The following is a 14,666-nucleotide window of genomic DNA, read 5'->3' as shown; positions in this document are numbered from 1 at the left end:
AGGCTCTGCGGACGTCGCCGACTGGAGGTCCGCCATGCTCCGTCCCGCCGCCCGCGCCTTACCGCTGTTCGCCCTCGTCGGAGCGCTCGTCTCCACCGGCGCGGCCGCTCCGCCGTCGTCCCCGGGCACCCCGCCCAAGGTGCCCGTCGCCGCCGGCTACGGCGGGGCCGTCGCCAGCGTCGACGCCGACGCCTCCGCCGCCGGGATCGCCGTACTGCGTTCCGGCGGCAACGCCGTCGACGCGGCCGTCGCCACCGCCGCGGCGCTCGGCGTCACCGAGCCCTACTCGGCGGGCATCGGCGGAGGCGGCTACTTCGTCTACTACGACGCCCGCACCCGGCGCGTGCACACCGTCGACGGCCGCGAAACCGCCCCGGCCACCGCCACCGCCACCCTCTTCCAGGAGAACGGCGTCCCCATCCCCTTCGCCGAGGGCCAGACCAGCGGCCTCGGCGTCGGAGTGCCCGGCACCCCCGCCACCTGGAAGAGCGCCCTGGACTCCTGGGGCACCCGGCCGCTCGGCCAACTCCTGAAGCCCGCCGAGAAACTGGCCCGCGACGGGTTCACCGTCGACCCCACCTTCCGGTCCCAGACCGCGGCGAACGAGGAGCGCTTCCGCGACTTCCCGGACACCCGCGAGCTGTTCCTGCCCGGCGGGGAGCTGCCGGTGGTCGGCTCCACCTTCAAGAACCCCGGCCTGGCCGCCACGTACGCCGAGCTGGCCCGCAAGGGGACGGGAGCCCTCTACCGGGGCCCGATCGCCGAGGACATCGTCCGGGCCGTCCGCAAGCCCCCGGTCGACCCGGCCGCCACCCGCAACGTCCGCCCGGGCGACCTGACCACCGCCGACCTGCGCGCGTACGGCACGAAGCGGCAGGCCCCGACCCAGGTGAGCTACCGCGGCCTCGACGTGTACGGGATGGCCCCCTCCTCCTCCGGCGGCACCACCGTCGGCGAGGCCCTGAACATCCTGGAGCGCACCGACGTCTCGAAGCTCTCCGAGACCCAGTACCTGCACCGCTTCATCGAGGCCTCGCGGATCTCCTTCGCCGACCGGGGGCGATGGGTGGGCGACCCGGCCGCCGAGGACGTTCCGACCCGCGGCCTGCTCTCGCAGCGCTTCGCCGACTCGCGCGCCTGCCTCGTCCGGCCGGACCGGGCGCTGACCAGCCCGCTGGCCCCCGGCGACCCGCGCCGGCCGGTGCCCTGCGCCACCACCGGCCAGGCCGCCCCGACCACGTACGAGGGGGAGAACACCACGCACCTGACGGTCGCCGACCGCTGGGGCAACGTGGTGTCCTACACCCTGACCATCGAGTCCACCGGCGGCAGCGCGATCACCGTCCCGGGCCGCGGCTTCCTGCTCAACAACGAGCTGACGGACTTCTCCTTCGCCCCGGCCGCCCCCGGAGTCCCGGACCCGAACCTGCCCGGCCCCGGCAAGCGGCCGCGCTCCTCCATGTCCCCGACCATCGTGCTGGAGCACGGGCGTCCGGTGCTGGCGGTCGGCTCCCCGGGCGGCGCCACCATCATCACCACCGTCCTCCAGACCCTCCTCGGCCACCTCGACCGGGGCCTGCCGCTGGTCGACGCCATCGCGGCCCCGCGCGCCAGCCAGCGCAACCAGACCACCACCGAGCTGGAACCGGGTCTGTGGGACAGCCCGCTCCGCGCCGAACTGGAGGCCCTCGGCCAGGGCTTCCGGCAGAACCCCGAGATCGGCGCCGCCACGGGCGTCCAGCGCCTCCCGGACGGCCGCTGGCTCGCGGCGGCCGAAACCACCCGCCGGGGCGGCGGCTCCGCGATGGTCGTCCACCCGCACGGCAGGCCGTAGAGCCTGTCGGCGGGCTACGGGGCGGTGAGGATCCTCGGGCCGGAGGCGGTGATGGCGACCGTGTGTTCCGCGTGCGCGGCGCGGCTGCCGTCGACGGTGCGCAGGGTCCAGCCGTCGGGGTCGCAGGTGTAGTCGTCGGTGCCGCCGGCGGTCAGCATCGGCTCGATGGCGAGGACCAGGCCGGGGCGCAGCTTCATGCCGCGCCCCGCCGGGCCCTCGTTCGGCACGCCCGGGTCCTCGTGCATGCTGCGGCCAATGCCGTGCCCGCCGAAGCCGTCGGGGATGCCGTACCCGGCGCCGCGGCAGACGCGGCCGATGGCGTGGGCGATGTCGCCGATCCGGTTGCCCGGCACGGCGGCGGCGATGCCCGCGGCGAGGGCCGCCTCGGCGGTCTCGATCAGCCTCAGGTCGGCGGGCCGGGCCTGGCCGACCGTGAAGCTGACGGCCGCGTCGCCGGCCCAGCCGCCGAGCTTCGCCCCGCAGTCGATGCTGACGAGGTCGCCGTCGCGCAGCCGGTAGCCGTCGGGGATGCCGTGCACGATCGCGTCGTTGACCGAGGCGCACAGCACCGCCGGGAACGGCACGGGCGCGAACTGCGGCCGGTATCCGAGGAAGGGCGAGGAAGCACCGGCCGCGCGGAGCACTTCGCGCGCCGCCAGGTCCAGTTCCAGCAGGGACACCCCGACCGCGGCCACTTCCCGGACGGCCGCCAGGGCGTGGGCGACCACCCGGCCGGCTTCGCGCATCTCGTCGATCGACTGGTCCGTCTTCAGTTTCACCATGCCAATAACTATACCGGTATAACTTTACCGGGATAGTAATGGGGGTCCGGGGGTATGATGGGCGCATGGTCCGCACCCCTTTGACACCCGAAGAGCGCGAACGCGGCGAGCGCCTGGGCGCCCTGCTCCGTGAGGCCCGCGGCGCGCGCAGCATGGTCGAGGTCGCGGCGGGCGCCGGACTCTCCGCCGAGACCCTCCGCAAGATCGAGACCGGCCGGGCGCCCACACCCGCCTTCTTCACGGTCGCCGCCCTCGCCGGAGCCCTCGGACTGTCCCTCGACGACGTGATGCGGCGCTGCGCCCTCGTACCCGCCTGACGCCCCCGTCGCTCCCGCCCGGACCTCAGCCCCCGCATCCGATGGGCGGCCGCTCCGGTCCGTGCTCCCACTCCGGCCGGTAACCGGTGCACCGGCACCCACCGCCGTCACCCGTACAGCGGCCCGGCCCGTGCTCCTCGAAACCGTGGGTACAGCCCTCGCACGGGGCCGCCTCCGGGCGGCCGAAGACGGTGGCGAGGGTGAGGCCGATCGCGAACAGGGCGAGCGGCGCGGTGGCGAAGCACAGCAGGAACCAGTCGCCCCCGCTCACCGGCTCAGCCCCCGCAGGGTGCGAACGGCGACCGCTGCCGCTCCCACCAGGACTCGCACCGGCACACACCGAACGGCGAGCGGCACTCCGCGCACGGCGGATCCGCCGGCTCCGGCTCCGTCGCCTCCCACCCGGGAGGCGCGGGCTCGTCCGCGCGCCGGAACAGCCGGCAGCCGCAGGGCGGGCCGTCCCGGAGGCCGAGGCACCGGCCCAGCGAGGGGACGTGAACGCCCCGTTCGTGCTCGCAGTCACCGCACACGTGCGCTGCCATCCCGGCCATCAGAGCCTCATTCCGACGGGACACCGACTCCGGCACCGTACGCGCCCGGTGTGATGGTCCGACAGACCCCGGCCCGGGACCGCCGCCCGCCCCGGGAGTGTCCGGCGGCCGATCGGACCAATCGGCGGTGCGACCCCCGGACCGCGGGGCAAGCGTGAAGGCGTGTCAGCAACGAACGCAACGAAGGCAACGCACGCGGCCCCCGAGACGAACGCAGCTCACACCATGACCACGGCCACCGCCCTGTCCACCGCCACGTCCACCGCCAACGCGTCCCAGCGGCTCGGTCTCGGACTCCTCGGCGCCCTCCTCGCGGGCGGGCTGCTGCTCGCGGCCTGCTCCGCCCCCGACGACCACACCCGCGCCCACGAGCCGGGCGACGCGGTCCTCCCGCACCGGGGCGTCTCCACGCGCTGAGGCGCCTCGCGCGCGAGGGAGACGCCCAGTGCCTCAGGAGTGGACCTTGCGGGTCGCGGCGTCGTCGCCGCGGGACTTGGCGGCCTCGGGGATCCGCTCCAGCAGCAGGACCCGTACGGAGTCCAGCCCGTCCGTGCGGACGACCTTGAACTCCGCGCGGATCGCCCGCGCGGTCCGCTCCGGCATGCCGGTGAACGGTTCGCCGGGATCCGGCGAGGTCGACACCAGCCACAGCCGGTCCGCCCCGGACAGGCAGCTGGCGGGCTCCGGGCACTCCAGCGCGCCGAACGAGCCCAGTTCCTGGGGCGTGCGGTCCATCAGCACGTCGGCGGGCCGGGCCCGGTCGTCGCGGAGCTCGTACGCCAGGGCCCGGCGCTCGGCGAGCTCACCCGCGAACACGATGCCGTCCCGCTCCCGCTGGCCCGCGCGGACGATGCCCGCGGCCCCCCGGAAGTCGGGTTCGCCGGCGACCGGGCCGCGGGCCGCCTCGATGCCCGGCAGCGCCTGGAAGGCGAGCCCGGCGGCCGCGGCCGCCACCAGCACCCAGCCGCCCACCCGGGCAGCCGTGCCCGGTACGGACGCCCCCGGCTCCGCCGCCGGGGGCCGGGCGACCCGGCCCGTGATCCGGCACACCGCCACCGAGGCGAGCAGCACCCACGCGGGCGCCGTGAAGAACAGGTAGCGCGGCAGGAACAGGTGCAGCTGGGCGGCCGTCACGAAGGTGGCCACCGGGGGCAGCACGATCCACAGGGCGAGCGGCAGGGCCCGCCGCCCCGTGAAGCACAGGCCGATCAGGCCCAGCACCATCACCGGGACCGCGACCGCCCAGGAACCGAAGAGGTGCGCGGGGAACTCCAGCAGGTCCTTGACCCCCGGGTTGTTCCAGGCGATCTGACCGCTCTGCCCGGCACCGGAGGCGACCATCGGCAGGACGAAGCACAGCCCCAGGATCCCGGCCGCGGCGTAGGCCCAGCCCACGATCCGGTCGCCGGCCCGGCGCGCCTGCACGACCAGGATCAGGTGCGGGGCGAGCACGGCCAGCGAGGCCAGGTGGCTCCAGCCGACCAGCGGTATCGACAGGGTGTAGCCGACCCACACCCTGAAGGTCGGCTGCTCCAGGGCCCGTACGAGCAGCAGCGTGGACAGCAGCACGGCGGCGACCGCGAAGGCGTACGGGCGGACCTCCTGCCCGTACCGGGTGACGGCCGGGACGACGGCGAAGGCCAGCCCCGCCAGCAGCCCCACCTGCGGGGTGAACATCCGGCGGCCGAGCAGCGCGAGCAGACCCGCGGCGGCGGCCATGGCCAGTGCCCCGGGGACGCGCAGGGCGGTCGCGGAGTCGCCCGCCACGCCCACCCACAGGTGCATCAGCACGTAGTACGGGGTGAAGACCACGTCGATGCTGCGGATCAGCGAACCGAGCTCACCGAAGGACAGGGTGGCGGCCCACCAGGTGGCGTGCTCGTCGCGCCACAGCTGGCGGCCGCCGATCCCGTTCCAGATGGAGGCCGAGGCGACCGCGGCGGGCAGCAGGAACAGGACGGCGGACAGGATCCGGTCCCGGCCCGGGGTCCGGCCGAGGGCCGCCCCGTGCGCGGGCGCGTCCGTGCGCTCGGTCGGCGTCCCCGGCTGGGCGGGGGCGTGCAGGCTCATCGTCTGACCCAGATTCGGTAGTCGTGCTCGCCGCTGCTCGTGGTGAAGGGGAGCACGGCCGCGAGCCGGTAGCGGGAATTGCCGCGCAGGGCCTCCTCGACGACCGCGGCGGTCTGGGGCGTCACCCCGCCGTGCAGCACGATCGCGTGGAAGTGGCCGTCGAGGACGGCGGCGCGGAACGCCTCCGGTCCGCTCTTGCCCTTGTAGTCCATGACGTAGGTGTTCTGCCACTGGCCCCAGTCGGTGACGTCGCGCAGGTAGTAGCCCGGCACCTCCTGCTCCTCCGCGAGGTAGACGCCCTTGTCGTCCACCACCGTGCGCAGGAACTGCGTCATCGCCCGCGAGTCCGGGAAGCTGTAGTACTGCTGCGCCTGCACCATCCCGAAGGTCAGCGTCGCGACGTAGAGCATGATGCCGAGCTGCGGGTGCCGGAAGTGCGGCCCGACCAGGCGGGCCATGCCCAGGCCGGCCATCGGCGCCGCGAACAGCAGGCCGAAGCCGACGTGCTTGTAGAGCGAGACCTCCGTCTGGAGGTGGACCTGGTAGGCGGGCGCCAGCAGCGCCGTGCCCGTCAGCAGCAGGCCCAGCGAGGCCCGGCGCAGCCGGCCCGGGGTCGTCCCGGGCACCCAGGGCATCTCGCCCATGCGGGCGCGCACCGTGTACGCGACGGACCCGCCGAGCGCCGCCAGGAAGAGCAGCCCGCCCCATTCGGCGCTGTGCTGGAGGAGGGTGAACGCGGAGTCCGTGCCCTTGGCCCGGTCCGTGGTCGTGCCGCTGATGCCGCCGAGCGGTCCGGAGAGGACGTAGCCCGCGCCGAGCAGGGCCGCCACGCCCGCTCCCAGCACCGCGCCGCGGCCCAGTGCCCTGACGCCGCGGTGCCGGTAGGCGGTCAGGACCGCCAGCACCACGAGCGTCGGCAGGTACAGGCCCGACGCGTACTTCACGCCGAAGGCCAGGGCGGCCGGCGGCGCCGCGAGGAGCACCGCCAGGGCGTTCATCCGGCCGGTGCGGACCACCGCCCACGCGGACAGCGCCAGCAGGAAGACCGCGGCGGCGTCGTAGGTGGCGAAGTTGCCGAGGATCATCGTCGCCTGGACGACGGAGAACAGCGCGGCCGCGCCGATCGCCGCCCGGACGTTGAACATGCGGTGGGTCAGGGCGTAGAGGAGGGTGGTCGCGCCCAGCATGAACAGCAGGCTGACCAGCCGGACCCCGGTGAGCCCGAAGTGGGTGTCCACCGCGGCGGCGAGCACCGGATACAGCTTCGGGTGGCCGGAGAAGTACGCGGCGAAGTCCACCGGCAGCGGGGTGCCGTCCCGCAGGTTCGCCAGCTCGTAGTGGCCGGCCGCGATGTACAGGGCCTCGTCCTGGAAGGCCGTGCCGCGCAGCCGCAGGGACAGGCCGGCCTGGACGAGCAGGACGCAGAGCAGCAGGCCCCGGCCGAGCAGGGTGCTGCGGCGGGAGTCCAGCGACCAGGCGGACTCCGGGGTCTCGGGCAGGCGGTACCCGGGCTCGGCCCGCTCCGCCTCGGGCGCGCCGGCCTGGGCGGGCACGCGGCCGACCGGCGCCTCCGGTTCGGGTTCCGGGGCGGCGTACGGTCCGGACGGGGCGTACGGATCCGCGGCGGCGTACAGGCCGGACGGGGCGTAGGGATCCGCGGCGGCGTACGGGTCGGCGGCGTAGGTGTCCGCCGCCGCGTACGGATCCGCCGGGGCGTACGGGCGGGGTTCTTCCCCGGGGTACGGGTCGTGGGCCCAGCGGGGGCGTCTCGGGTGCTCGGTCACGGCTTCTTCACGTCGAATCCGAAGCGCGGGTTCTCCGCCTGCTTCCTGAAGGAACGGGCCGCTTCCGGGGTGCTGGTGATGCGCCAGTCCGCTTCCTTGTCGAAGTCGAACCAGATGAAGCCGATGACGTCGTCGCGCTTGAGGGTGCCCTGGAAGAGGTCGGCGATGTCCGCGCTCTTGCGGGTGCCCGACTCGGCCGCCGTCTCGGCTATGAGGAACGGCTTCTGCGTGAAGCGCCGGATCTCCGTCATCGTAGGGCCGTACAGGGTCTCGTACGTGGCCGGGCCGGCCTTGCCGTAGTAGCCGACGACGCCGACCCAGTCGACGTAGTTGTCCCCGGGCCAGTACGGCTGGAGCCGCACGGTCGGCATCGGGTTGATCACGTTGGGGCTCCAGACCCAGATGACCTGGGTGGCGCCCTCCTGCTGGAAGACGTCGTGGACGTGCTTGTACGCCTCGATGAACTGCTGCGGGGTGGCGTTCTTGGTGCCCCAGGGGTACCAGTGGCCGTTCATCTCGTGCGCGAAGCTGAGGGCGACGGGCAGGTTCGTCTCCCGCACGGAGCGCGCGTACGCGCGGATGTACCCGTCCTCGCGGCCGGAGGAGATGTCGGCGAGGCTCTTCTTCATCGGCTCCCAGGCGATGAACGGCACGGCGCCGTACTCCCAGGCGTTGCGGACGAGCTTCGTCTCGTACTGGTCGCCCCAGGCCGAGTAGAACTCGATGACGTTCGGCTTCTTGCCGGCGTCGGAGGCGAACTTCTCGACGGGCTTCATCGACTCGGGCGCGCCGTCGGCGGCCAGGCCGAGGTACTTGTTCTTCGGCTGGAGGAGCGGCCGTACGTCGTAGGGCAGCGCGGGCGCGGCGGAGGTCCGGGAGCCCGCGCCGGAGCCGGAGTCACCCGCGCTCATCTTGTACTCGTCCCGCCCGGAGGAGGAGAAGGTGTTGCAGCCGACGGTGCCCGCGAGCAGGGAGCCGGCGAGGACCGCGGCCGTGAGGCAGCGGCGGAGGGAGACGGTCACGCGTGGGACTCCTGGGCGCGGGGCTGAACGAGGACGCGGCCGACGATGGTCGCGTAGAAGATGCCTGCGGCGAGCATGAGGGCGAAGTCCGGCGGATACATCGTGAGCATCCGCCAGGCCGCCAGCACCAGCCAGAGCACGGCGGTGCCGCCGGTCCAGCCGATCATGCCGATCCAGTAGCGGCGCATGCCGTTCTTCTTGGCGCCGTCGGATCCGGTGGGCTTCCAGCCCATCTCGCGGCCGCGCAGCACGTCCCAGACGGCGAAGGTGTGCGACCAGCCGTACATGAGCCGGGTGGACCAGGCCTCCAGCCGGTACGGGGCCCGGTGCCAGAGCGGCAGCACGAGGGTGACGTACGCGATGCTGGGCAGGACGAGGACGCTGGCCTCGGCGCGCAGCAGGTCGGGCTTGAGGACCAGCAGGGCGAGCGGGATGAGCGGGGCGATGAAGGTGGCCAGAGCGGTCTGGAGGTAGTACAGGAAGCCGGAGACGTAGCACAGGCGCGTCTTGAAGCGCATGGGCATGTCCCAGAACTTCTTGCTGGTGAGCAGGGACAGCGAGCCCATGCACCAGCGGTACTGCTGGTTGTGGAAGGCGCCCGCGGAGTCGGGGCAGACACCGGCGGACAGGGCGAGCGGCACGTAGCGCAGCTTCCAGCCCAGGGCCCGCAGGTCGAAGCCGGTGTACATGTCCTCGGAGTGCTCGATCAGCGAGATCCCGCCGATCTCCTCCAGGGCGGCCCGCCGGTAGACGGCGCACGACCCCACGCAGATGGACCCGTCCTTGTCCTCCCGGGAGGTCTGGACGGACCGGTAGAACTGCTCCTGGACGGCGCCGGCGCCGCGCTCGATCCAGTTCTGCCGGTCGGTGATGCGGAAGAACTGGGGGGACTGGACGATGCCGATCCGCTCGTCGTCGTCCATGTGCGGGAGCAGCTCGTCGAGGAGGTCGGCGCGCGGCGCGAAGTCGGCGTCGAGGATCAGGATGTGTTCGCCGCGGGTCATCGCGAAGGCGTGGTGCAGGTTGCCGGCCTTCTTGAACCAGCCGCGGTTGGGGCGGACGACGTAGGTGAAGCCGAAGTCGCGGGCCATCGCCCCGACCTCCGGGTCCGCCGCGTCGTCGAGGACGTACGCGACGACCTCGCCCTCGTAGGAGGCGGCGAGGCGGCGCACGTGGACCCAGGTGTTGTGGAGCACCTCGATGGGCTCGCCGCACACAGGCAGGTACACGTCGACGCTCGGCCGGACGGCGGGCCGCCAGCGGCGCACCATGCGGCGGTGGGCCTTGATGTCGAAGTCCTTGCTGAAGCCGTCGAGGTACAGCGAGATGAGATAGTCCGCCGTCACGAATGCCAGCGGGGGCAATGCCAGCCAGAACCACGGGCTGGATTTCGTGAACAGGAACTGGCTGGCCGCGAGGCAGGCGAAGCTGAGGAGGGACCCGAAAGTCAGCACCCACAGGTGCCGGCGGGCATAGGAATACTTCTCGACGTCGTCCGGCGGCTGGGGCAGCAGTCCGTGGTGCGCGGCGGTGCCGGACGGCACCGGTCTGCCCCGCCTCCGGGTGCCGCGCCGGGACCGGCTGCCGGCCGTCCTGACAAGGGTCCCGCCGCCGTTGCCGGTACCGCTCCCGATGCCGTTTCCACCGTCCGTGCGGGCAGCTTCCGTCGCACTCATTTCCAGACCCCCCCAGGCCTCCGGGCGACCGAGGCCGCGAAGGCCCCAGAGACACCCGGCCTACACAGCGGACGCATATTCGATCACAATCAGGATAACCCGCGTTTCGGGGAGGAATCGGGGGCCGGGACGAACAAGATGTACCAGGAAATGGTTGCACGACTCCGGATCACGGCTGAATAACGAAGACCCCACCGCCGGTGCGGGGGCGTTCCGTTGCGCGGGGCCGCGGTGTGTGGGCCGAGTGACATGGAATTAACAATTCCGGCATTGTGAACGTCTTGATCCGCAAGGCTGTTGGGGTGGGAATTGCCGGTCCGCCGGCCCCCTTCCGGCCACCCTCTAGGCTCCCTCCATGACCCTTGAAGAGCTGGGCCGGGCCCGGTACGTGAGCCTCACCACCTTCCGCAAGGACGGCACCCCCGTCGCGACCCCCGTATGGGCCGTCGCCGACGGCGGCGAGCTGTACGTGTGGACCCGCAGCGACTCCTGGAAGGTCCGGCGCATCCGCAACGACGGGCGGGTCACCGTCGTGGCCTGCGACGTGCGCGGGCGCGTCGTGGAGGGCGCCCCCGTCCTGGAGGGCCGGGCGCGGCTGCTCGACGGGGAGGGGCTGAAGCGGGTGCGCCGGCTGATGACGCGCAAGTACACCTGGCAGTTCTGGATGGTGGACGTACCCGCCACCCTGGCGCGGCGCGGGAAGCGGCCGCACACCGGGATCGCCGTCAAGCTTTGAGACTCCCGTAGCCCGCCCGTAACACGGGTGGGATCCAATGCGGTCATGGAGACGCCGACTTCACTGGTGATCGGGCAACTCGCGGACTACCTGCGGGCGTTGACGAGCAGACTGGATCCCGGGGCGGGCTGGTACGGGGAGTTCCTGCGGCGGGACCCCGAGGGGATGCGGGCCTGCCTGGACGGGGTCGCGGTCCCGCCGTGGGACGTACTGGACTCCCTGCTCGCCGACCTCGCGGGCGCGGCGGGCGCCGAACCGGCGGCGCACGAGGCGGTGTACGCGGCCCGGCTGAGGGCCGCGGCGGCCGCAGCCCTGGACGGGACCCCGGACGGGGCGCGGGAGTTGCCCGCGCTGCTCGCGGCGGCGGCCGGCCAGCGGGCCGCGTCGGAGGCGGCGGTACGGACCCTGACCGCGCGGCTCGGCGCCGTGGCCGACCCGGGGGAGGCGGCCGCCCTGTCCCGGGAGCTGTCCTGGACCCGGGACGACGCCGCGCGCGCGGCCGCCCGGCACGCCGACCTGACGGCCCGCCTGCACGCGCTCCGCACCGCGCCGCGCCCGGCCCCCGCGGACCCCGCCCCCACCGGGCCTGCCGTGGGGCCCCTCCCGTCCGTACCCCGCCAGCGCGAAGCCCCTCCGGCCCCCCTGCCGCCGCCCGCACCGCCCGCACCGTCGGCCCCGCCGGCATCCCCGACCTGGCCCGGCCCGTCGGCGGACCCCGGACCTCGGGGGCACGCCGGGCCGGTCGCGCCGCCGGTCCCCCCGGCGGACCCCGGAGCCCCGGCGCCCGGCGGCCCCGGGTCCGCCCCCGCCCAGCCCCCCGTCGCGCGGGCCGAGGGGCGGTGGTTGCGCGGTGGCGGGCGGCGGGCCGGAGGGGCCCGGTACGCCGGTGCCACGGCCGGGCCCGACCCGGTGTTCGTCCCGCCGCCGGGGACGGAGGCGGAGCCCGCCGCGTCGGCGCCCCGGGGCGCCCGCTTCGGCGGCCGGCCGGTCACCGCCCCCGGGACGCCGGACCGGCCGAAGCCCGCCCCCGGGGCACCGGAACCGGCACCCCGCACCCCCGCGCCGGAGGTCGCCGCCTTCGTCGCCCGGCTCCTCGACCTGCGCGCACGCGGCCGGGGCGGCGAGGCGCACGCCCTGCTGTGCGAGGCCGCCGCCTGGCCCGCCCGGCTCCTGCCCGCCCTCGCCGCCGGACTCGCCGGCGCCGGGCTCGCCGCCGACTGGGCCACCCTGCTCTGGGAGGCGGCCTCGCTCCCGCCCGGCCGGCTCGCCGAGGCCGCCGCCGCGCTCGCGGACGCGGGCCGCGACACCGACTGCGGACGCCTGCTGCGCCAGGGCGTGGCCCGCCCCGCGGCCGAGGTGGCCGACGCCGCGCTCGCCCTGGGCGCCGCCGGCCGGGAGCGGGAGGCCCACGCCCTGCTCGGGGCCTTCGTGGGCCTGCGCACCGCGGAGGAGGCCGCCGCGCTCGCCCGCCGGGACCCGCACTGGTTCGCCCCCCGGCTGCTCCGGGCCGCCCGCTCCCAGCCCGGTACCCGGCACCGCGACCTGTCGCACGCCCTGCGCGTGGCCGGGATCCCGGAGGCCTGAAGCGCCCGCCTGCCGACCGTAATCGACCGCGTGGAGACGTAACTTGATCGACTACTCCAACTGCGCACGGCGGTCTTGCCCCGGGCTGTGACGCGGCCTACCTTCGACTCCCTACGCACCCCGTCTACGTGCGTAGAAGTCGGCGTTCCCGTCGCGAGGAGCAGCTCATGGCCCAAGTCGTCCGCGCCGCACTCGTCCAGGCCACCTGGACCGGAGACACCGAGTCGATGATCGCCAAACACGAGGAGCACGCCCGCGCGGCGGCTGCCCAGGGTGCGAAGATCATCGGCTTCCAGGAGGTGTTCAACGCCCCGTACTTCTGCCAGGTCCAGGAACCCGAGCACTACCGCTGGGCCGAGGCCGTCCCCGACGGACCGACCGTCCGCCGCATGCAGGAACTGGCCCGCGAGACCGGCATGGTGATCGTCGTACCGGTCTTCGAGCTGGAATCCGAGGGCTTCTACTACAACACCGCGGCCGTCATCGACGCCGACGGCAGCTACCTCGGCAAGTACCGCAAGCACCACATCCCCCAGGTCAAGGGGTTCTGGGAGAAGTACTACTTCCGCCCGGGCAACCTCGGCTGGCCCGTCTTCGACACCGCCGTCGGCAAGGTCGGCGTCTACATCTGCTACGACCGCCACTTCCCCGAGGGCTGGCGCGCCCTGGGCCTGGCCGGGGCCCAGCTGGTCTTCAACCCGTCCGCCACCCACCGCGGGCTCTCCGCGCACCTGTGGCAGCTGGAACAGCCCGCCTCCGCCGTCGCCAACGAGTACTTCGTCGCCGCGATCAACCGCGTCGGCCGGGAGGAGTACGGCGACAACGACTTCTACGGCACCAGCTACTTCGTCGACCCCCGCGGCAAGTTCGTCGGCGAGGTGGCCAGCGACAAGGAGGAGGAACTCCTCGTCCGCGACCTCGACTTCGGCCTGATCAAGGAGGTCCGCGACCAGTGGGCCTTCTACCGCGACCGCCGCCCCGACGCCTACGGAGGGCTCGTACAGCCGTGACCAACCCCATTCCCCTGCACAGCCGCCACCGCACCGTCCTGCCCGACTGGCTCGCGCTCTACTACGACCGCCCCATCGAGCTCACCCACGGCGAGGGCCGCCACGTCTGGGACGCCGACGGCAACCGCTACCTCGACTTCTTCGGCGGCATCCTCACCACGATGACCGCCCACGCCCTGCCCGAGGTCACCAAGGCCGTCTCCGAACAAGCCGGCCGGATCATCCACTCCTCCACCCTGTACCTCAACCGGCCGATGATCGAGCTGGCCGAACGGGTCGCCGCACTGTCCGGCATCCCCGACGCCCGGGTCTTCTTCACCACCTCCGGCACCGAGGCCAACGACACCGCCCTGCTGCTCGCGACGACGTACCGCCGCTCCAACCAGATCCTGGCGATGCGCAACAGCTACCACGGCCGGTCCTTCTCCACCGTCTCCGTCACCGGCAACCGGGGCTGGTCCCCGACCAGCCTCTCGCCGCTCCAGACGTACTACGTGCACGGCGCCGTCCGCTCCCGCGGCCCCTTCGCGGCCCTGCCCGACGCCGAGTTCACCGCCGCCGCCGTAGCGGACCTGGAGGACGTGCTCGGACAGGCCCGCGGGGGAGTGGCCGCGCTCATCGCCGAGCCCGTCCAGGGCGTCGGCGGCTTCACCTCCCCGCCCGACGGCCTGTACGGGGCCTTCCGCGAGGTCCTCGACCGCCACGGCATCCTGTGGATCAGCGACGAGGTGCAGACCGGCTGGGGCCGTACCGGCGAGCACTTCTGGGGCTGGCAGGCACACGGGCAGAACGGCCCGCCCGACATCCTCACCTTCGCCAAGGGCATCGGCAACGGCATGTCCATCGGCGGGGTCGTCGCCCGCGCCGAGGTGATGAACTGCCTGGACTCCAACTCCATCTCCACCTTCGGCGGCTCCCCGGTCACCATGGCCGCCGGCCTCGCGAACCTCTCCTACCTGCTGGAACACGACCTCCAGGGCAACGCCCGCCGCGTCGGCGGCCTGCTCCTGGAGCGGCTGCGCGCCGTCGCCGCCCACGTGCCCGCCGTGCGGGAGGTCCGCGGCCGGGGCCTGATGGCCGGACTGGAACTGACGGAGCCCGGCACCGACCGGGCCGACCCGGCCGCCGCAGCGGCCGTCCTGGAGGCCGCCCGCGCGGGCGGACTGCTCCTCGGCAAGGGCGGCGGCCACGACACCAGCGTGCTGCGCATCGCGCCGCCGCTGTCCCTCACCGTCGCCGAGGCGGAAGAGGGCGCCGACATCCTCGAACAGGCGCTCCGCAGCATCACGTAAGGGGACCC

At 73.7% G+C, this 14,666-nt stretch carries 13 protein-coding genes; 7 read left to right on the top strand and 6 right to left on the bottom strand.

From position 1 onward, the window contains the following. Window positions 1–34 precede the first annotated feature (34 nt). Window positions 35–1,834, top strand: a complete 1,800-nt coding sequence (gene ggt, locus AC07B0_RS28860; RefSeq protein WP_478899219.1) for a gamma-glutamyltransferase — start codon at window positions 35–37, stop codon at window positions 1,832–1,834. A gap of 14 nt (window positions 1,835–1,848) precedes the next feature. Here ggt and map read toward each other — a convergent pair whose 3' ends face one another. Further along, entirely contained in the window at window positions 1,849–2,616 is a 768-nt protein-coding gene (gene map / locus AC07B0_RS28855; protein ID WP_478899218.1) for a type I methionyl aminopeptidase, read from the bottom strand. 65 nt (window positions 2,617–2,681) lie between these two features. On the opposite strand from map, the gene AC07B0_RS28850 reads away from it, so the two are divergent. Then, window positions 2,682–2,933 (top strand): helix-turn-helix domain-containing protein, encoded by a 252-nt coding sequence (locus AC07B0_RS28850; RefSeq protein ID WP_356876293.1) that lies wholly within the window; start codon window positions 2,682–2,684, stop codon window positions 2,931–2,933. A 25-nt stretch (window positions 2,934–2,958) separates the two neighbouring features. Here the strand turns inward: AC07B0_RS28850 and AC07B0_RS28845 are convergent, their stop codons facing one another. Further along, window positions 2,959–3,204, bottom strand: coding sequence for a hypothetical protein (locus AC07B0_RS28845; RefSeq protein ID WP_356876291.1), 246 nt, complete (start codon window positions 3,202–3,204; stop codon window positions 2,959–2,961). Window positions 3,205–3,709: 505 nt separating this feature from the next. Here AC07B0_RS28845 and AC07B0_RS28840 point away from each other — a divergent pair. Continuing rightward, window positions 3,710–3,901, top strand: a complete 192-nt coding sequence (locus tag AC07B0_RS28840) for a hypothetical protein (protein ID WP_356876289.1) — start codon at window positions 3,710–3,712, stop codon at window positions 3,899–3,901. 33 nt (window positions 3,902–3,934) lie between these two features. On the opposite strand, the gene AC07B0_RS28835 is transcribed toward AC07B0_RS28840, so the two are convergent. The 4 genes from AC07B0_RS28835 to AC07B0_RS28820 all read right to left on the bottom strand — a co-directional run bounded on the left by AC07B0_RS28835 (window position 3,935) and on the right by AC07B0_RS28820 (window position 9,904). Next, complete coding sequence (locus AC07B0_RS28835) at window positions 3,935–5,554, bottom strand: glycosyltransferase family 39 protein (RefSeq protein WP_478899217.1); 1,620 nt, start codon at window positions 5,552–5,554, stop codon at window positions 3,935–3,937. Further along, complete coding sequence (locus AC07B0_RS28830) at window positions 5,551–7,053, bottom strand: ArnT family glycosyltransferase (RefSeq protein WP_356876470.1); 1,503 nt, start codon at window positions 7,051–7,053, stop codon at window positions 5,551–5,553. The genes AC07B0_RS28835 and AC07B0_RS28830 overlap by 4 nt, the downstream gene beginning before the upstream one ends. Before the next feature lie 281 nt (window positions 7,054–7,334). Further along, a complete protein-coding gene (locus AC07B0_RS28825; protein ID WP_478899216.1) occupies window positions 7,335–8,360 on the bottom strand; it encodes a glycoside hydrolase family 26 protein in 1,026 nt (341 codons plus the stop codon). Further along, window positions 8,357–9,904: a glycosyltransferase family 2 protein gene (locus AC07B0_RS28820; RefSeq protein WP_356876283.1), complete on the bottom strand. Its 1,548-nt coding sequence runs from the start codon at window positions 9,902–9,904 to the stop codon at window positions 8,357–8,359. Before AC07B0_RS28820 ends, AC07B0_RS28825 begins: the two co-directional genes overlap by 4 nt. A gap of 487 nt (window positions 9,905–10,391) precedes the next feature. Between AC07B0_RS28820 and AC07B0_RS28815 the strand changes: the two genes are divergently transcribed. From AC07B0_RS28815 to AC07B0_RS28800, 4 genes are all read left to right on the top strand, one after another. Beyond that, window positions 10,392–10,772, top strand: coding sequence for a PPOX class F420-dependent oxidoreductase (locus AC07B0_RS28815; protein ID WP_356876281.1), 381 nt, complete (start codon window positions 10,392–10,394; stop codon window positions 10,770–10,772). 45 nt (window positions 10,773–10,817) lie between these two features. After that, complete coding sequence (locus tag AC07B0_RS28810; protein WP_478899214.1) at window positions 10,818–12,356, top strand: hypothetical protein; 1,539 nt, start codon at window positions 10,818–10,820, stop codon at window positions 12,354–12,356. 167 nt (window positions 12,357–12,523) lie between these two features. Next, window positions 12,524–13,366 (top strand): nitrilase-related carbon-nitrogen hydrolase, encoded by an 843-nt coding sequence (locus AC07B0_RS28805; RefSeq protein ID WP_467293142.1) that lies wholly within the window; start codon window positions 12,524–12,526, stop codon window positions 13,364–13,366. Further along, complete coding sequence (locus tag AC07B0_RS28800) at window positions 13,363–14,658, top strand: aspartate aminotransferase family protein (RefSeq protein WP_469382353.1); 1,296 nt, start codon at window positions 13,363–13,365, stop codon at window positions 14,656–14,658. The genes AC07B0_RS28805 and AC07B0_RS28800 overlap by 4 nt, the downstream gene beginning before the upstream one ends. Window positions 14,659–14,666 lie beyond the last annotated feature (8 nt).

The organism is Streptomyces sp. NPDC044704, from assembly GCF_056433525.1.
Note: the sequence above shows the minus strand (reverse complement) of the source record. Positions and strands in the feature narration are given on the sequence as shown.